The following is a 17,104-nucleotide window of genomic DNA, read 5'->3' as shown; positions in this document are numbered from 1 at the left end:
ATCATCAGGCGTCTTTCTGCAGGAATCCACACATGAGCCTGGCGCTGGTCCACAGCCGTGCCCGCGCCGGGGTCGATGCCCCGCTGGTGCGGGTGGAAGTGCACCTCTCTGGCGGCCTACCCGCCACCCAGATTGTCGGCCTGGCCGAGACCAGCGTGCGCGAATCCCGCGAGCGCGTGCGTGCCGCGCTGCTCTGTGCACGCTTCGACTTTCCGCAGCGGCGCATCACGCTCAACCTCGCGCCTGCCGACCTGCCCAAGGAAGGTGGGCGCTACGACCTGGCCATCGCGCTGGGCATTCTTGCCGCGAGTGGCCAGGTCGATCCGCAGTCGCTGCTGCAATACGAGTTCCTGGGCGAGCTGGGGCTGACCGGCGAACTGCGGCCGGTGGCCGGAGCGCTGCCTGCTGCGATTGCGGCGGCTGATGCCGGCCGCATCCTGGTGGTGCCGCCCGGCAATGCCGCCGAGGCGGCGCTGGCCGAGCACGCGGATGTGCGCGTGGCGCGCACGCTACTGGAGTGCTGTGCCGGTCTGGGCAATCCGCGCCTGCTGCCGCCCGTGGAGCGCGTGGACACGACACCGTTGCCCCTGCCCGATCTGGCCGACGTGCGGGGGCAGGCGCATGCACGGCGCGCGTTGGAAGTGGCGGCCGCCGGTGGGCACCATCTGTTGTTGATCGGCAGCCCTGGCTGCGGCAAGACGCTGTTGGCTTCGCGCCTGCCCAGCCTGTTGCCGGATACCGAGGAAGCCGAGGCGTTGCAGCTGGCCGCGATTGCCTCGGTGAGTGGCGAAGGGCTGGACCCCAGACGATGGCGGCAGCGGCCCTTCCGGGCACCGCACCACAGTGCGAGCGCGGCGGCATTGGTAGGCGGCGGCAATCCACCCTGCCCCGGTGAGATCTCGCTGGCCCATCACGGTGTCCTTTTCCTTGATGAGCTTCCAGAGTGGAACCGCAGCGCGCTGGAGACCCTGCGCGAGCCGCTGGAATCCGGCCACATCCGCATCGCCCGCGCGGCACGCAGCGTGCAATATCCGGCGCGGTTCCAGCTGGTGGCGGCGATGAATCCCTGCCCCTGCGGCTGGGCCGGTGACCGCAGCAACCGCTGCCTGTGCAGCGACGAGCGTATCAACCGTTACCGTGCGCGGGTGTCTGGTCCGTTGCTGGACCGTATCGACCTGCATATCAGTGTGGCCCGTATGGACGCAGTGGAGTTGCGGGAGAGCACGCCGCTGGGGGAGCCCAGTGCGGCGGTACGTGCACGGGTGGAAGCCGCCCATGCCAAGCAGCAGGTGCGTGGCGGGCTCAACGCGCATCTGCCGCCGGCGGCACTGCGGGCCTGTACCCGACTGAGCGAGGCAGATCAGGACATGCTGGAACAGGCCATCGAGCGCCTGCAGCTGTCGGCGCGGGCGATGCACCGGATTCTGCGGGTGGCGCGCACGATTGCCGATCTGGCGGGTTGCGAAACGATCCAGACGGCGCATCTGGCCGAGGCCATTGGCTACCGGCAGTTGGACCGCGGGAAGGCGAGCACGTAATTGCAGCGGGCAGAATCAGGCCGCGTCATGCGGGCACACGTTCAAAAAGATCCGGCAGCCATTCCGGCTTGAACAGGGAAGCAGGCTGTTCTCTCATCTCTTCTACGCGCCACCATTTCCACGCCCTGATCGTGGCATTTTCCTCCTCCGTCCACCCGTCACGCTGGATGTCGGGCTGGTTGGGGCTGCGGACCAGAAAATATTCTTCCAGCCATCGCGCGGGCGTTGATCGGGCGACCGCGTAGATGGCATCGCGCTTTTCCAGCCGCACGCCTATCGGCAGATCCAATCCGGTCTCCTCCCTGAGCTCACGCCGTGCGGCGTCCGCATATCCCTCCCCGGGCAGAAGCTCCCCGCCCGGTGTAGCCCAGAAGGGAGCGTGGTGTTCATCGTGATACCGGAACAGCAACACCGCATCCTCAGCAACGATCACAAGGCGTGCAGATCGTCTGATTTCCATCGTTTCCCGTCCTTACCAGCCCGCCCCAGAATAGGCCAAAAGCAGGCGGACCAAGAGAAAGCCATCAACGCGTGTCGATTCCTGGCCAGTGATTCACTTTCCCGGGATGGGCGCCTGTCGCCGGACGGCAACGGACGCCATGCGGCGGCTGACAAGGCCGAAGAGGTCCTGCAGTTCGGCTGCGCGCTCGGGCGTGCTGTTGCTGCCGAAAAGCACACGCGCCAGCGCGGCTTCACGGGTGTCATGCGGGAACCGCAGGCGGTCCCGGTACACCTTCTGGCACACCAGCCAGGCCCGGCGCAGCCCACCGCCGGGCAGCGGGCGGACCACGCGTTCGTAGACCTGCCAGAACTGGTACTCGCCCTGCAGATCGATCGCCGGCGCCACGGACAGCGCCTGCCGGGGCCGTCCTGGGCCCCGGATGCCGAACAACGGGGTTCGCGGGTTGTGCTGTGCCATGCCAACAGGATGACCCAGCAACATTGTGGGAACCTTGCGTCGCCGCCAGAAAACCCCTGTTGTTTGCGCAAGGCGGGTTTCTAGGCGGGTTTTGGGGGTCAGAGCCCTTTGCTGCGCAAAGGGGTCTGACCCCCGATCACGGGATGGCTGCGGGGTCGGATCCCTTCGCGCAGCAAAGGGCTCTGACCCCGCCCTCATCGCCTCAGAACGCCATCGAGGTACTGAACATCAGCTGCCGTGGCGCGCTGCGCTGCAGGGTCTGGTAATCCCCCGAGAACGACGAGCCGGCAATGGTGGCGGTGCCGATGTTGTGGCGGTTGAACAGGTTGCTCACGTCCAGCCGCAGCTCCAGGCCGGGCACGGCGCTGTCGGCACCGAAGCGGTAGGCGGCATAGGTGTTGACCTGCCAGAACGTCGGCACGCGGATGTCGTTCTCGTAGGTGAAGGGCTGGCGCAGGTACGAGGTGCTGGTGGCACCAAAACGCCAATCGCCGAAATGCGCCGATAGGTCGCTGACCAGCGAGATCTGCGGGTAACCCGGCTGGGCGTTGCCCTTGATCGGGTACACCGTGTCGCCCACCACGAAGTCACTGTCGTAGTAGGAACGGGCCACGGCCACGCCCTGGTAGAACTGCAGGTGGTCGCTCAGGTCGGCGGTGATGCCAAGGTCAGCGCCGATCACGTGCATCTTCGGCATCAGCCGCACGGTGTTGATCTGCGCGAACTGGGTACCGATGGCGGCCGACAGCAAGCGGTTGTGGATGTCGTTGTAGAACACGTCGCCGGTGATCGTCAGCCGGTCGAAGCGATGCGATGCGCCCACGGTGAGGTTCCAGTTCTTCTCCGGGCGCAGCGTGCCGGCCACGCGGTCGAACTCCTCCTGGTCGGTGATGGTCCACGCCGAGGCGGTGTAGCCGATGTTGCCGCGCTGGGCCACGCGATAGCCGTTCATGGTATTGGCCAGGTCGATGAAGGCATCGGTGGACTCGGTCGGGCTCCAGAACAGCGAGACGTGCGGCAGGAAGTTGCTCTTCGCGCGCAGCGTGCCGTTCACCGGCCGGTCCTTGGCGTCACCGAGGCCGCCGCCGCGGGTACGGAAGTCCACGGCCTTGAAGCCGACACCCAGCTTCAGTGTGTCGTTCAGCACGATGTCGTCCTGCAGGTAGAACTGGCGCGAGCGGGTCACCCAACTCGATGCGTTGTCGGTCTTGAACGCGGGGCCGTACACATCGAACGGACCGGTGGCCTTCAGCGGCGGGCCCTCGCCCAGCAGCGGCTGCTGGTACCACTCGGTCTTGGCCGCGGCCTTGCTCTTCTCCTGCCAGAAACCGGCGGTGAAGGTGTGCGCGCCGGTCTCGAACTGCAGATTGAGCATGCCGCCCAGCCGGTTGAGGCGCGGGGTCTGCACCTGTTCGGAGAACGGCGCGCCGTTGGGCGACGGCACGTTCGGGTCGGTCAGCGTGGCCTGGGTGTGGCTGTTGGCGTTGTACAGCTGCACGTTGCCGCTCAGCGCCGGACTGATCTGGAAGCGGTGGTTGATCGAGGACGCGCGGTCACGCGTGCTCTGGCCGGTGTCGTAGGGAATCAGCCCGGACAGTTCACCACAGGTATAGGCGCCGCAGGATTTGTCTGCGTTCTCCGGCGAGGCCACGTAGTACGCCCAGGCGTAGTCCGGGTAGAAGATGTCGGCCTTCCAGCCCAGCTTGCTGATCATGTCGAAGGAAATGTTGTTGTAACCCCAGACCTTGGCCTTGCTGTCGGACAGGAACACGGTGACATCGCCCCAGGCGACGTCCTGCTGCAGCTTCAGGTCGCCGCGCAGGAAGTTCTGCGTGCCCTCGCCCTGGTACTTGTCGGCGGACACACGCTGCAGGTCGACCAGCACTTTCGGGCCATGCTCGCCGAGCTGGCCGCTCTGCCCGGATACGGTGGTGACCAGCGTGCTGTTGCTGCCCACACCCTGCTTCACGCGCAGGCTGGGCGTGTCCTGCAGGTCGCGCAGGCGGTATTCCAGGCTGCCGCCGTTGACGCTGCTGGAGAACACGCTGACCGGTGCGCCGCCGGGGCTGACCGTGATCGCGCCGATGCCATCGGGCACGCCCACGTTCACCACGCTGGTGCCGGTGAGCGAGAGGAAGCCGTTGTCGTTCAGCGGCACGCCTTCGAAGGTGATGCCCATTTCGTTCATGCGGAAGCCGCGCACGAACAGGCTGGTGGCGGAGATATCCAGGCCCAGCCCATCGGTGGCGGTATAGCTCGCGCCCGGCACCTGCTTCAGCATGGCCAGGCCATTGTTGCCGGTGACCATCGCGTCGAGGTCCTCGGCGTTGATGATGTAGCGGTTGGGACCGACCACCTGGGTCGGTGCCACGGCCGCGCCGCGCGGCGTGGCGATGACCTGCAGGGCGTTGAGCGTGGTGGGCGTGTCGAGCGCGGCGTCGTGCGTGTCTGCGGCGTAGGCAGGTGCAGTGGTGGCCGCGATGATGGCCAGGGCGAGGCGCGTCGTGGGTGGGGTGTTCATGGCAGTAGATCCAGGGTGCAGGGAGAGAGCCGCGCAGGCGCACGCCCAGCGCGTTGCAGCGCCGGTGTCGGCGCCCTGGCTGGCGATGCGATTGCGTTGAGGGCTTGACGGCGCGGTGCGTGCCGGTCAGTGGCAGACGAAGACGATCATCTGCCGTGGGATTCGGTGGGGTGATTTCGACGTGCGGAATTCTTGCATCGCGCTGCCGCATCCGCCATTGCGCGGTGGTACAGCGCCGATGGCGATGGGGATGGGTGGGTTATACGTGGGTATAGCCCCGGCATGGTGGGGGCCGACCTTGGTCGGTGCTCGTGTGCCAACCAAGGTTGGCACCCACCGGGACGAATGGGGCCTGGTAGAGGCCGACCTTGGTCGGCGCTTGCCGATTGTGTGTGCCAACCAAGGTTGGCAGCTACCAGAGCATAGGGACGCGCGGCTACTGCAGGACGAAACGCTCGATCGCGCGCGCCACGCCTTCATCGGCATTGCTGCTGGTCTCAAACCGCGCCACCGCCTTCACCGCATCGATGGCATTGCCCATGGCCACGCTGGTACCGGCGTACTGCAGCATGGTGAGGTCGTTCTCCTGGTCGCCGATGGCCATCACGTTGGCGCGGTCGATGCCCAGGTGCTCGGCCAACTTCTGCAGGCTCGGCCCCTTGCCGGCGCGGTGGTCGAACACTTCCAGGAAGAACGGCGCGCTCTTCAATACCGCGAAGCGCTCAGTCATCGCGCTGGGCAGGCGCGCGATGGCAGCGTCCAGCACCTCGGGTTCGTCGATCATCATCAGCTTGATGAAGGACATCGACGGGTCCATGTCTTCCACGCGGCGATACGACAGCGGCATCCGCGAAAGATGCGAGTCGGCCACGGTGTAGTAGCTGATGTCCTGGTTGGGCGTGTACATGCGCTGGCTGTCCAGCGCCTGGAAGTGCACGCCCAGGTCGCGGGCGACCTGCTCGCAGAACAGGAAGTCGTCGAAGCTGAGCGGATACTCGACCACGGTTTCGCGCGTGCCGATGCGCTGCACCAGGCCGCCATTGCAGGCGATGCAGTAGTCGTCGTTGCCGGTGATGCCGAGCTCGTGCAGGTACGGCGCCAGGCCCGGAACCGGGCGGCCACTGGTCAGCACGATGTGCACGCCCAGCGCCCGCGCCTGCGCGATGGCCTTCCTGGCGCGGGGGGTGAGCTGGTGCGACGGGTCCAGCAGCGTGCCATCCATGTCGATGGCGACCAGTTCGATGGTCGATTGCCTGCGGCCCATGTCCATTGCGTTCAACTCGTGCGGGGCACGCCAGTTTACCCCCTCATGCCCGGTTCACCTCTTTGCCCACGTTGGCCGGGATACTGCAGGAGCCTGTGCGTCCCCCACCGCAGGACGGCCCGCTGACCGCCCTTCCCTGGAGAACCTTGCGACGCATGACCTACCGTGCCCCCGAAACCAACGACAGCGCCCCCCTGGCCCAGCAGATCGAGCAGATGATCGACGAGCTGCCCGGCGACCAGGTGAGCGTCGGCACCCTGCTCAGCGCGCTGGGCGATGAGGGCCTGCTGCTGGTCGTGATCCTGCTCTCGGCCATCTTCATCATTCCGGTGTCGATTCCCGGGCTGAGCACGGTGTTTGGCGCCTCGATCCTGCTGATCGGCCTGAGCCGGGTGCGCGACCGCCCGCTGTGGGTGCCGCAGAAGCTGGCGGGCCGCGGGATCGCCACCGACAAGCTGAAGGCCAACCTGGGCCGTGCGCTGAAATGGGTGCACCGCATGGAGCGGCTGTCGCGGCCGATGCGGCTGGCGGTGATGGTGCGCTCGAAGAAGATGATGCGCCTGAACAACCTGATGCTGGTGTTCGCGACCCTGCTGCTGATGGCGCCGGCCGGGCCGATTCCCTTCAGCAACACGCTGCCGGCGCTGGCGCTGATGTCGTTTGCGATTGGCTTCATCCAGCGCGATGGTGCGGCGGTGGCTGCCGGTTATGGTTTCGTGGTGGCCACGGTGGTGTATTTCGGCGTGCTGCTGGGCGGCGTCGGGTTTGCTGCCGAGTCCGTGTTCAACGGGGTGCGTGGCAACTCAATCTGATACTCGGCTGCGGGGTTGGGCATACGGGCAAGGCCGCGCCACGGTGGACGCGGACGCACGTCACGTCACATCACAAAGGTTCTACGCGGGCTGGGGCCGGGCGCGTTGTCGATCCAGAGCTTGAGTTCGGCGAGGTTTGCGAACTCCTTGGTGTACAGCTTACCGTCTACGACACAACACATCAGCAGTTCGACGTCGTTGGCATCGTCATTTTCGCCTTTATCGTCGGTGTCATCGTCCAGTGACAGCAGCCATCGCACGTAGTCCCTGAAATGCTGAAAGTCGACTCCGACCTTCTGCGACACCATCGCCTGTGCAAACTCCTGGACCGTCTCGCACTGGATGGAGATGGTGCTGCTGAAGGTGATATCAGCCTGAGGAAGTTGGATGATCGCGGGAGTACAGACATAGGTTCCGTAGCTCCTCACGGGAAACTCGATACTGGACCCCTGGCGCGATCGCCAGCCGATCAGATGGCAGCTTGCATGGATGTCAGACCACCCATCCAGGCGACGGCACAGCGTCTTCCTGCGCGGCTTTCTTGCTTCACTGGCTGCATCACGCTTCTCATCCTTGAACTCTATCAGCGAGAAGTTCCGGCCATCTGAGGCAAGCACGTCCGCACCCAGCCGAACATCCTGATGGTCGGTTGGCGCGATATAGGCACTATGCCCCAGGTTCTCCAGCTCGCGTTCCAGGTTCCTGCTGAACGCGGCCACGTTGGACGTTTCATGATTCAACTTCATACGATGCTCCCTATCGACGGGGAGCATCGTAACGAAATGACCAGCATCGGGTCATCCGGTGCCGGCCAGCGGCCTTCATCGTGCCGACACCCGCCACACCACGTCGCCCACGTCGTCGGCGACCAGCAGCGCGCCTTCGGCATCCATGGCCATGCCCACCGGCGCACCCATCAGGGTCTTCTCGTCCTTCGAGGTGAAGCCGCTGACCACGGTCTGCGGCCGCCCGGTCGGCTTGCCGTCCTTGAACGGTACGTAGACCACTTCGTAGCCACTCAGTGGCGAGCGGTCCCAGCTGCCGTGCTCGCCGATGAAGGCGCCGCCGTGGTACTGCGCCGGCAGTGCCTGGCCGGTGTAGAACAACAGGCCCAGCGGTGCCACGTGCGAGCCGATGGCATAGTCCGGCACGATCGCCTTGGCCACCAGGTCCGGCCGCTGTGGCTGCACGCGCTCGTCCACGTGCTGGCCGTAGTAGCTGTAGGGCCAGCCGTAGAAGCCATCTTCCTTCACCGAGGTGAGGTAATCCGGCACCAGGTCGGCACCGATCTCATCACGCTCGTTGGCCACGGCCCACAGCTGGCCAGTGCTCGGCTCCCAGTCCAGCCCGGTCGGGTTGCGGATGCCCGACGCAAAGATGCGGCTGCCACGGGTAGCTACGTCCACCTCCAGCACGACCGCGCGGCGGTATTCGACGGCCAGGCCATTTTCAGTAATGTTGCTGTTGGAGCCGACGCCCACGTACAGCTTGCTGCCATCGCGGCTGGCCAGCAGTTCCTTGGTCCAGTGGTGGTTGATGGTGCTGGGCAGGTCGGTGAACTCGCGGCCCTTGTCGGACATGCGGGTTTCGCCGGGCACGTAGTGGTACTGCATGATGTTGCCGGTGTTGGCCACATACAGCGTGTCACCGATCAGCTGGATGCCGAACGGCGAGTGCAGGCCTTCGATGTAGACGTGCTGGGTCCAGGTGTTCGTGCCTGGCGAGCGGCGCAGCAGCGTGACGCGGTTGCCGCCCTTGCCGGCCTTGCCCGAGCGCGCCTTCACCTTGCCGGCGATCCACTGCTTGGGTGTGGTGACCGGCTCTTCGCCGGGGCCATTGCCTTCCACCACCAGTACATCGCCGTTGGGCAGGGTCAGCAGCCGGCGCGGGTGCTGCAGGTTGGCGGCGATGCGCTCGATCTTCAGGCCTTCGGCCACCGTGGGGGTCTGTCCATCAGCCCAGCCAACGCCCTTGGGTACCTGCATCGGCGGCATCAGGAAGTTGGCCGGCTTGGGCAGCGGCGGCTGCGGGCCCGACTGGTCGGCCGGATGGTATTCGGCCTTGCCCGCGCAGGCCGACAGGGTGACGGCCAGTGCCAGCGCGGCGACGGTGGGCAGGATGTGCTTAGCCATGACGACCTCCCTGCAGCACCGGCGGCTGCAATGACAACAGGATCAGGCCCAGCGCGATCAGGGCCACGGTCAGCGCCGACAGGATCGTGCCCGGCACAGCAACGGCATACGCATCGCGGCTGTGCACGAAGGCGTTCCAGATGGCCAGCACCACCGCGACCAGGTTGAGGAAGAAGTCGATGCGGTCGATGCGGGTGGCCGTGCCGTTGCGGCGCCAGACCGCGAACAGGTTGATCAGGCGCGGCACGATGGCGATCAGCAGGCCGAACGTGATCAGCCAAGCGGCGGCCTTGCCCCACATCACCTCGGCGCTGTTGAGGTAGATCGCGTCGAAGATCAGTGCACCGACGAAGAAGCCGAAGGGTATCGGGTTCAACAGGCTGAACAGCGTGGTGCCGAGGCCGCGATGGGCCTGGGCGAGCGGATTGACCATCATCGTGCTCCGTGCGGAAGGGTGCACGGGCTGTAGTAGCACAGCGCGATGTGAGGGCGCGCGATGATGCTGGGTAGATTCGCGCCATGCGTGGATACGCGTGCCAACCAAGGTTGGCACCCACCAGATGCGGGCCGCTGCAGCCGTCATTACCCCACGGAATAAGTGTTTGTGACGCAATTTGCATATTCGTACATTGCGGATGTGAAGAGGTAGGGGGTTCTCCGTTGTGTCGCGTTTGGCTCGTTGCGATGGGGCAGTTCCGCCCCGCCGTCCTGCCATGCCGATTCACAACAGAAGGATTCGTGTATGAAGCGACACACGCAACGCTCCGCGCCACCGCGCTCCGCGCGCCTGGCCCTTGCCACTGCCCTGGTGCTGGGCAGCCTGGCCGCCACCGCGCAGGCCCAACAGGCCGATCCGCTGGCGGGTATCCAGTGGCACCTGCTCAACACCGGGCAGACCGTCCCGGCCGACACCCTGCCGGTGGCCGGCAACGACCTGAACGTGGATGGCCTGTTCCGCAACGGCATCCGTGGCCAGGGCGTCACCATCGCCATCGTCGATGATGGCCTGCAGATCGCGCATCCGGACCTGGCGGCCAACGTGGCGGCGGTGGCCGGCAAGAACTTCACCAACGGCTCGAACAACCCCACCCCGACCAACCCGGATGTCGACAACCACGGCACCATGGTCGGCGGCATTGCTGGCGCGGTGGGCGCCAACAACCTGGGCGTACGTGGTGTGGCGCCGGCGGCGACGCTGAAGGGCTTCAACCCGATTTCGCGCTCAGCCCTGGGCAACCAGCAGAGCAACATCGAGTACGCCTGGTGGGACGGCGCGGAGTCGGCCGACGTGCAGGTGTTCAACAACAGCTGGGGCGCCGGCCCGGGCAATCCGAACCTGCCGCTGGCGTACAGCGAAAACACGATTCGTTCGTATGAGCAGGCACTGTCGGGTACGCGCGGTGGCCGCGGCGGCATCTACGTGAAGTCGGCGGGCAACAACTTCAACAATGCCTCGATCAGCCAGACCCAGGATGTCTGCACCACCGACACCAAGAACCGCAACACCGGCTGCGTGCCGGCTGGCCGTGATCCGCGCAACAACCTGTTCAACGTGATCACGGTAGGCGCGGTGCGTGCCGATGGCGTGCGCTCGTCGTATTCCTCCACCGGCTCGGCGCTGTGGGTGTCGGCCTTCGGCGGCGAATACGGCCTGCAGGCCCAGTACGCCCCCGGCCTGGTGGCACGCGCGTACGACCCGGCCATCGTCACCACCGACGTGACCGGATGCGCGCAGGGCAGCAACAAGAACACCAACCGCCAGAACACGCTGGACAGCAACCTGTCGGCCATCGACAGCACCTGCAACTACACCGCCAAGATGAACGGCACCTCGGCGTCAGCGCCGATGGTCTCGGGCGTGGCGGCACTGGTGCTGGAAGCCAATCCGAACCTGTCCTATCGCGATGTGAAGTACATCCTGGCCACCACCGCCACCCGCAACCACCCGAACCAGCCGGCGGTGACGCTGGCCGACGGGCGCACGCTGGTGCCGGGCTGGACGGTGAATGCTGCCGGCCGTGCCTACAGCAACTGGTATGGCTTCGGCGTGGTCAACGCTGCACGCGCGGTGCAGGTGGCCGAGAACTTCCAGTCGCTCGGTGCGCTGGTCGACAGCGGCTGGCGCAACACCACGCGTACCGTGGCCATCGGCAACACCTCGGCCGCCGCTGCACGCCTGACCTTCCAGTTGGCCAACGGCGCGCGCAACATCGAAAGCGTGCAGCTGGGCTTCCGGGTCAACCACCGCAACACGCGCCAGCTGCAGTTCGTGCTGGTGTCACCCAGCGGTACCCGCAGCGTGGTGCAACCGGCGTTCACCGCGATCGGTTCGGGCACGGGTGGCGCGCAGAGCAACTTCACCAGCTGGGACCTGCTGTCCAGCAATGCCTTCCTGGATGAGAACGCCACGGGCACCTGGACGCTGGAAGTGACCGACATGGGGCAGGCCGCGACCGCTGCATCGCGTGGCAACCTCGAATTCTTCAAGATCCGCGTTCTGGGGCACTGATGATGAAGACCACCATTCTGTTGAGCACGCTCGCCTTCGCGGCGATGACCTTCCCTGCCTGGGCACAGAGCTCGGGGCAGACCCCTCCGGCTAGGACCCTGTCGACCGTGGATGCTCAGGAACTGAAGGCGTCCGCTACCGGCCGCTCGTTCGATGTGGGCGGCACGCGTTTCCAGCTGTCGCCCTCGGCAACGGTAAAGCAGGCCAGCGGCGGCCAGTTCACGATCACCCCGCAGGCGGCGGCGACCACCAGCTCGCGTACCAAGCGTTCGCTGGATGGCGCCGCGGCGGCGCCTGCTGATGCCGGTGCCGGCAAGTTCGCGGCGGCGGTCTCCCGTGACGGAGCGCCGGTGGTGGCGACCTCGCGGGTCAAGGTGTTCTTCACCGATGCAGCATCGGCCCAGCGCGCGGCTACGGCCACCGGTGGCACCGTGGTGAAGGTCTCCAAGGCGTCGGGCCAGGCGATCGTGGAGTACCCGTCGGTGAACGCGGCGCTGGATGCGAGCACCAAGCTGCTGTCCACCGCCGGTATCCGCGCCACCGAGCCGGACGTGGTGCAGTGGGAAGAGACCAAGTAAGGCGTTGAGCGGTGCCCCGGCCGGCTGGCTCTCCTGGCCGGCCGGGGATTGGTGTGGGGGTGTGCCGACCAACGGTCGACACCTGCCGGGGCCGTGCGCGTGTAGAGCCGAGCCGATGCTCGGCTGCTGTCTACGGGGTGCCGCAGGCGCGGTGCGCGCGGCGCCGAGCATGGGCTCGGCTCTACAGCTGTGCCAACCAAGGCTGGCATCTACCAGGAGCAGATTCGGACGTGCCAACCAAGGTTGGCACCCACCGGCGTTACCGCGCGGCCAGTGTGCCGCTGTGCTTGAGGTGGCAGCTGGCCAGCGCGTCGTTGCCGGCGGCCGGGTGGCCGGGCTCGAGCAGCAGGCGCTGCACGTCCGAGAACAGCTTTTCCACCGGCATGCCGTACGGCGCGAACAGGCGCAGGCGGCCCTGGCGGTCGAACACGTAGCCGCCGGCAATGTGGCTCATGGTGTAGGTATCCGGTACCTGACCGGGTTCCTTTTCGTAGAACGCCTTGAAGTCGCTGGCCATCGCGGCCAGCTGCGCATCGTTGCCAACCAGCGCGATTGCCTTGGGATCGAACGCTTCCACATAGGTGCGCGCGACCTCGGGCGTGTCGCGGGCCGGGTCGACGCTGACGAACACCACCTGTAGCTGATCGGCATCCTTGCCCATCAGGTGCTTGACCTGGCTCAGCTCGACCATCGTGGTCGGGCACACGTCCGGGCAGCTGGTGAAGCCGAAGAACAGATAGGTCACCTGCCCCTGCAGGTCCTTGGGGCCACGCACGGTGCCGTGGCTGTCGGGCATCGACCACTGCTGGCCAAGTTCTTCGCAGGCGATGTCCTTCGCATAGAAGTCCATGCGCGACTGCGCGCTGCAGCCGGCCAGCAGGCCGAGCAGCAGGCCTGCGGCCAGGCGCAGGCCACGATGGGGGAACGCAATGCCTTTCACGGTTCGCAGGCTCAGTTGATCATCATGTGGTAGTGCATGCTCCAGATGATCCAGACCGACAACGCGACGACGATGAACAGGATCACCAGGGTGAACACGAAGCTGGCCAGGTTCCAGCCACCTTCGGACTTGCGGTCCATGTGCAGGAAATAGACCAGCTGCACCAGGATCTGCGCCACTGCGAAGCCGACCAGCAGGAACAGCGTGAGCGGCCGCGACAGCACCGGATTCATCACCAGTGCGAACGGCACCACGGTCAGCAGCGCGCACAGCACGAAACCGATCAGGTAGGACTTGGTGGAGCCGTGCGCATTGCCGGCGCGCGAGGTTTCGACGTGGGCCATGTCAGAAGGCTCCGATCAGGTAGACGAAGGTGAAGACGCAGATCCACACCAGGTCCAGGAAGTGCCAGAACAGGCTCAGGCACGACACGCGGGTGATGTTGGTCGGGGTCAGGCCACGGCGGTAGACCTGGTGCATGACCACCGCCATCCAGATCAGGCCGCTGGCCACGTGCAGGCCGTGGGTGGCGACCAGCGCGAAGAACGCCGACAGGTAGGCACTGGTGCTCGGGCCCGCGCCTTCGTGGATCAGGTGCGAGAACTCGTAGATCTCCATGCCGATGAACGAGGCACCGAGCACGAAAGTCACGCCCAGCCAGCGCAACACCGCCGAGGTGTCGTGGCGATGCATGGCCAGCACGGCCTGGCCGTAGGTGATGCTGGAGACCAGCAGCAGGAAGGTCTCGGCCATCACGAACGGCAACGAGAACAGGTCCTTGCCGGTGGGGCCGCCGGCGTAGGCGGTGCTGAGCACCGCGTACGAGGCGAACAGGGAACCGAACAGCACCAGGTCGGACATGAGGTACACCCACATGCCGAACACCTTCATGCCGCCCTGTTCGTGGCCATGGTCGTGCTCGTGGTGGTCCTCGTGCGCCTGCGTGTCGCTGGCCAGCTCCGGGCGGGTCAACAGGTTCATGCGCGTACCTCCTTCAGCTTGGCAAGGTTGGCCGCTTCGGTGCGCGCCACCTCTTCGGAACTGACGTAGTAATCCACGTCCTCATCGTAGGACCGCACGATCAGGGTCACGATCATCGCGATGAAGCTGGCTGCGGCCATCCACCAGATGTGCCAGACCAAGGCGAAGCACAGCACCAGGATCCAGATGTTGAGGATCAGCGGCACGCCGGTGTTCTTCGGCATGTGGATCGGGGCGTACGTCTTCGGCGGCGGCGGCAGGCCGCGCTTCTTCGCTTCGTGGAAGGCATCCAGCTCATCGGCCTTGGGCACCACGGCGAAGTTGTAGAACGGCGGCGGCGACGGCGTGGCCCATTCCAGCGTGCGTGCGTTCCACGGGTCGCCGGTCAGGTCGAGGTTGCGCTTGCGGTCGCGCACGCTCACGTAGATCTGCACCAGCATCAGGATGATGCCCGCGAACACGAACAGTGCACCGATGAAGGCGGCGATCAGGTACGGCGTCCACGCCGGGTTGTCGTACTGGTTCATGCGGCGGGTCATGCCCATGAAGCCCAGCATGTACAGCGGCATGAAGGCCAGGTAGAAGCCGATCACCCAGCAGGCGAACGACCACTTGCCCAGGCGCTCGTTGAGGGTGAAGCCGAACACCTTCGGGAACCAGTAGGCGAAGCCGGCCAGGTAGCCGAACAGCGCGCCGCCGATGATGGTGTTATGGAAGTGGGCGACCAGGAACAGGCTGTTGTGCAGCAGGAAGTCCGCGCCCGGGATGGCCAGCAGCACGCCGGTCATGCCACCGATGGTGAAGGTGACCAGGAAGGCGATGGTCCACAGCATCGGTACGCTGAACTCGACGCGGCCACCGTACATGGTGAACAGCCAGGTAAATATCTTCACGCCGGTGGGAATGGCGATGATCATCGTCATGATGCCGAAGAAGGCATTGACGCTGGCACCGGAACCCATGGTGAAGAAGTGGTGCAGCCAGACGATGAACGACAGGATGCCGATCGCCAGCGTGGCGCCCACCATCGACTTGTAGCCGAACAGCTTCTTGCGCGCGAACGTGGCGGTGACTTCAGAGAAGATGCCGAACGCCGGCAGCACCAGGATGTACACCTCCGGGTGGCCCCAGGCCCACACCAGGTTCACGTACATCATCGGGTTGCCACCCAACGTGTTGGTGTAGAAGTTGAAGTCCAGGTAGCGGTCCAGGGTGAGCGCACCCAGCGCCACGGTCAGGATCGGGAAGGCGGCGATGATGATCACGCTGGTGACCAGCACGGTCCAGGTGAACACCGGCATCTTCATCAGGGTCATGCCCGGCGCACGCATGCGCAGGATGGTGATGAACAGGTTGACGCCGGTCAGCAATGTGCCGATGCCCGAGGCCTGCAACGCCCAGATGTAGTAGTCCACGCCTACGCCCGGACTGAACTCGATGCCCGACAGCGGCGGATAGGCCACCCAGCCGGTCATGGCGAACTCGCCAACGCCCAGCGAGATCATCATCAGCGCAGCGCCAACCACGAAGATCCAGAAGCTGAAGGCGTTGAGGAACGGGAACGCCATGTCGCGTGCGCCGATCTGCAGCGGCACGATGATGTTCATCAGGCCGACCACGAACGGGGTGGCCACGAAGAAGATCATGATCACGCCATGCGCGGTGAAGATCTGGTCGTAGTGCTCCGGTGGCAGGAAGCCATCACTGCCTGGCCCGGCCGCGGCCAACTGCGCGCGCATCATCAGCGCGTCGGCGAAGCCACGCACCAGCATGACCAGCGCCACTACCACGTACATGATGCCGATCTTCTTGTGGTCCACGGTGGTGAACCAGTCGCGCCAGAGCACGCCCCATAGCTTGAAGTACGTCACCGCGCCAAGCAGCGCGAGGCCACCCAGCACCATGGCCGCCAGCGTGACCACGACGATCGGCTCGTGCAGCGGCACGGCCTCCCACGTCAATTTACCCAACATGTTCGTTACTCCTGGGAAACCTGGGCACCACCGGCAGCACCCGCCGGGGACGCAGCAGCGGTGTTCTCACCGACGCCGATGAACTGGTCGATGACCTTCTTGAACAGCAGCGGTTCGACGCTGGAGAAGTGCTGCACCGGCGCGTTCTTCGACGGTGCGGCCAGCGCCTTGAACTGGTTGAAGTCCAGCGCCTGTGGTGCGCTGCGTACCTCGGCCACCCAGCGCTCGAACTCCTCGTTGCTGCTGGCGGTGGCAATGAACTTCATGTTCGAGAAGCCATGCCCGCTGTAGTTGCCGGACATGCCACGGAACTGGCCGGGCTCGTTGGCGATCAGGTGCAGCTGCGTGCGCATGCCGGCCATCGCGTAGATCTGCCCACCCAGCTGCGGGATGAAGAAGGTATTCATCGTCGAGTTGGAGGTGATGTTGAACGCCAGCGGGCGGTTGGCCGGGAAGTTGAGCTGGTTGACCGTGGCGATGCCCAGGTCCGGGTAGACGAACACCCATTTCCAGTCGGTGGCGATCACGTCCACGTGCAGCGGCTCACCGGCCACGTCCAGCGGCTTGTATGGGTCCAGTTCGTGGGTCGACTTCCACACGATCACGGCCAGGCCGGCAATGATCAGCAGCGGCACGCCCCAGACCACGATCTCCACCTTGGTGGAATGCGACCAGTCCGGCGTGTATTTCGCCTTGGTGTTGCCGGCGCGGAAGCGCCAGGCGAATACGAAGGTCAGCACGATGGCCGGTATCACCACGATCAGCATCAGGCCGATGCAGATCAGGATCAGGTCGCGCTGGGCGAGCCCGACCATGCCCTTCGAATCCAGCAGCACCCAGTCACAGCCCGACAGGCCGACGCAGGCCAGGGCGACCAGCGCCAGGCGGATGCGGTTCCAGCAGATATTCATTGGAGGTCAACCCTGTTGAAGAAGCG

At 65.4% G+C, this 17,104-nt stretch carries 16 protein-coding genes; 4 read left to right on the top strand and 12 right to left on the bottom strand.

Annotation, left to right across the window (positions count from 1 at the left end; translation table 11 throughout):
- The first annotated feature begins 32 nt into the window (after nt 1–32).
- Entirely contained in the window at nt 33–1,538 is a 1,506-nt protein-coding gene (locus AC5P98_RS06910) for a YifB family Mg chelatase-like AAA ATPase (RefSeq protein ID WP_014648717.1), read from the top strand.
- A 25-nt stretch (nt 1,539–1,563) separates the two neighbouring features.
- Here AC5P98_RS06910 and AC5P98_RS06905 read toward each other — a convergent pair whose 3' ends face one another.
- The 4 genes from AC5P98_RS06905 to yidA form a co-directional block, all read right to left on the bottom strand.
- Nucleotides 1,564–1,998 (bottom strand): NUDIX hydrolase, encoded by a 435-nt coding sequence (locus AC5P98_RS06905; protein ID WP_049408006.1) that lies wholly within the window; start codon nt 1,996–1,998, stop codon nt 1,564–1,566.
- Between the two features lie 93 nt (nt 1,999–2,091).
- Complete coding sequence (locus AC5P98_RS06900) at nt 2,092–2,481, bottom strand: hypothetical protein (protein WP_049408008.1); 390 nt, start codon at nt 2,479–2,481, stop codon at nt 2,092–2,094.
- A gap of 178 nt (nt 2,482–2,659) precedes the next feature.
- Complete coding sequence (locus AC5P98_RS06895; RefSeq protein WP_495229922.1) at nt 2,660–4,978, bottom strand: TonB-dependent receptor; 2,319 nt, start codon at nt 4,976–4,978, stop codon at nt 2,660–2,662.
- 436 nt (nt 4,979–5,414) lie between these two features.
- Nucleotides 5,415–6,248, bottom strand: a complete 834-nt coding sequence (gene yidA, locus AC5P98_RS06890; RefSeq protein ID WP_049408013.1) for a sugar-phosphatase — start codon at nt 6,246–6,248, stop codon at nt 5,415–5,417.
- A 149-nt stretch (nt 6,249–6,397) separates the two neighbouring features.
- Here yidA and AC5P98_RS06885 point away from each other — a divergent pair, with 149 nt between their 5' ends.
- Nucleotides 6,398–7,054 (top strand): exopolysaccharide biosynthesis protein, encoded by a 657-nt coding sequence (locus AC5P98_RS06885; RefSeq protein ID WP_049408015.1) that lies wholly within the window; start codon nt 6,398–6,400, stop codon nt 7,052–7,054.
- Nucleotides 7,055–7,119: 65 nt separating this feature from the next.
- Here the strand turns inward: AC5P98_RS06885 and AC5P98_RS06880 are convergent, their stop codons facing one another.
- From AC5P98_RS06880 to AC5P98_RS06870, 3 genes are all read right to left on the bottom strand, one after another.
- Complete coding sequence (locus tag AC5P98_RS06880) at nt 7,120–7,800, bottom strand: hypothetical protein (protein WP_049478524.1); 681 nt, start codon at nt 7,798–7,800, stop codon at nt 7,120–7,122.
- A gap of 75 nt (nt 7,801–7,875) precedes the next feature.
- Entirely contained in the window at nt 7,876–9,186 is a 1,311-nt protein-coding gene (locus tag AC5P98_RS06875; protein ID WP_088475502.1) for a PQQ-dependent sugar dehydrogenase, read from the bottom strand.
- Nucleotides 9,179–9,619: a DUF2231 domain-containing protein gene (locus AC5P98_RS06870; RefSeq protein ID WP_041863928.1), complete on the bottom strand. Its 441-nt coding sequence runs from the start codon at nt 9,617–9,619 to the stop codon at nt 9,179–9,181. The genes AC5P98_RS06875 and AC5P98_RS06870 overlap by 8 nt, the downstream gene beginning before the upstream one ends.
- A gap of 309 nt (nt 9,620–9,928) precedes the next feature.
- Here AC5P98_RS06870 and AC5P98_RS06865 point away from each other — a divergent pair, with 309 nt between their 5' ends.
- On the top strand, nt 9,929–11,695 hold the full coding sequence (locus tag AC5P98_RS06865; RefSeq protein ID WP_049408020.1) for a S8 family serine peptidase: 1,767 nt from the start codon (nt 9,929–9,931) through the stop codon (nt 11,693–11,695).
- A complete protein-coding gene (locus AC5P98_RS06860; RefSeq protein WP_032958787.1) occupies nt 11,695–12,273 on the top strand; it encodes a hypothetical protein in 579 nt (192 codons plus the stop codon). Before AC5P98_RS06865 ends, AC5P98_RS06860 begins: the two co-directional genes overlap by 1 nt.
- Before the next feature lie 259 nt (nt 12,274–12,532).
- On the opposite strand, the gene AC5P98_RS06855 is transcribed toward AC5P98_RS06860, so the two are convergent.
- Genes AC5P98_RS06855 through cyoA form a run of 5 tightly spaced genes read right to left on the bottom strand, consistent with a single transcriptional unit; the run spans nt 12,533 to nt 17,078 of the window.
- Nucleotides 12,533–13,213 carry an SCO family protein gene (locus AC5P98_RS06855; RefSeq protein WP_014648727.1) on the bottom strand — a complete coding sequence of 227 codons (681 nt, stop codon included), beginning with the start codon at nt 13,211–13,213 and terminating at the stop codon, nt 12,533–12,535.
- Between the two features lie 11 nt (nt 13,214–13,224).
- Complete coding sequence (cyoD, locus tag AC5P98_RS06850; RefSeq protein WP_006399830.1) at nt 13,225–13,557, bottom strand: cytochrome o ubiquinol oxidase subunit IV; 333 nt, start codon at nt 13,555–13,557, stop codon at nt 13,225–13,227.
- A 1-nt stretch (nt 13,558) separates the two neighbouring features.
- Nucleotides 13,559–14,194, bottom strand: coding sequence for a cytochrome o ubiquinol oxidase subunit III (gene cyoC / locus AC5P98_RS06845; protein WP_080281857.1), 636 nt, complete (start codon nt 14,192–14,194; stop codon nt 13,559–13,561).
- The gene (gene cyoB / locus AC5P98_RS06840) at nt 14,191–16,167 is read right to left on the bottom strand and encodes a cytochrome o ubiquinol oxidase subunit I (protein WP_032958781.1); all 1,977 of its coding nucleotides are present in this window, start codon (nt 16,165–16,167) and stop codon (nt 14,191–14,193) included. The genes cyoC and cyoB overlap by 4 nt, the downstream gene beginning before the upstream one ends.
- Nucleotides 16,168–16,172: 5 nt before the next feature.
- Entirely contained in the window at nt 16,173–17,078 is a 906-nt protein-coding gene (cyoA, locus tag AC5P98_RS06835; RefSeq protein ID WP_014648731.1) for a ubiquinol oxidase subunit II, read from the bottom strand.
- Between the last annotated feature and the right edge of the window lie 26 nt (nt 17,079–17,104).

This window comes from Stenotrophomonas sp. YJH_SMC_135 (genome assembly GCF_059372355.1).
This window is presented reverse-complemented; position numbering and strand designations above follow the sequence as displayed.

Coding starts and splice junctions, on each gene's coding strand:
- AC5P98_RS06910 (WP_014648717.1), top strand. CDS start 33: ATGAGCCTGGCGCTGGTCCACAGCCGTGCCCGCGCCGGGGTCGATGCC.
- AC5P98_RS06905 (WP_049408006.1), bottom strand. CDS start 1,998: ATGGAAATCAGACGATCTGCACGCCTTGTGATCGTTGCTGAGGATGCG.
- AC5P98_RS06900 (WP_049408008.1), bottom strand. CDS start 2,481: ATGTTGCTGGGTCATCCTGTTGGCATGGCACAGCACAACCCGCGAACC.
- AC5P98_RS06895 (WP_495229922.1), bottom strand. CDS start 4,978: ATGAACACCCCACCCACGACGCGCCTCGCCCTGGCCATCATCGCGGCC.
- yidA (WP_049408013.1), bottom strand. CDS start 6,248: ATGGACATGGGCCGCAGGCAATCGACCATCGAACTGGTCGCCATCGAC.
- AC5P98_RS06885 (WP_049408015.1), top strand. CDS start 6,398: ATGACCTACCGTGCCCCCGAAACCAACGACAGCGCCCCCCTGGCCCAG.
- AC5P98_RS06880 (WP_049478524.1), bottom strand. CDS start 7,800: ATGAAGTTGAATCATGAAACGTCCAACGTGGCCGCGTTCAGCAGGAAC.
- AC5P98_RS06875 (WP_088475502.1), bottom strand. CDS start 9,186: ATGGCTAAGCACATCCTGCCCACCGTCGCCGCGCTGGCACTGGCCGTC.
- AC5P98_RS06870 (WP_041863928.1), bottom strand. CDS start 9,619: ATGGTCAATCCGCTCGCCCAGGCCCATCGCGGCCTCGGCACCACGCTG.
- AC5P98_RS06865 (WP_049408020.1), top strand. CDS start 9,929: ATGAAGCGACACACGCAACGCTCCGCGCCACCGCGCTCCGCGCGCCTG.
- AC5P98_RS06860 (WP_032958787.1), top strand. CDS start 11,695: ATGATGAAGACCACCATTCTGTTGAGCACGCTCGCCTTCGCGGCGATG.
- cyoD (WP_006399830.1), bottom strand. CDS start 13,557: ATGGCCCACGTCGAAACCTCGCGCGCCGGCAATGCGCACGGCTCCACC.
- cyoC (WP_080281857.1), bottom strand. CDS start 14,194: ATGAACCTGTTGACCCGCCCGGAGCTGGCCAGCGACACGCAGGCGCAC.
- cyoB (WP_032958781.1), bottom strand. CDS start 16,167: ATGTTGGGTAAATTGACGTGGGAGGCCGTGCCGCTGCACGAGCCGATC.
- cyoA (WP_014648731.1), bottom strand. CDS start 17,078: ATGAATATCTGCTGGAACCGCATCCGCCTGGCGCTGGTCGCCCTGGCC.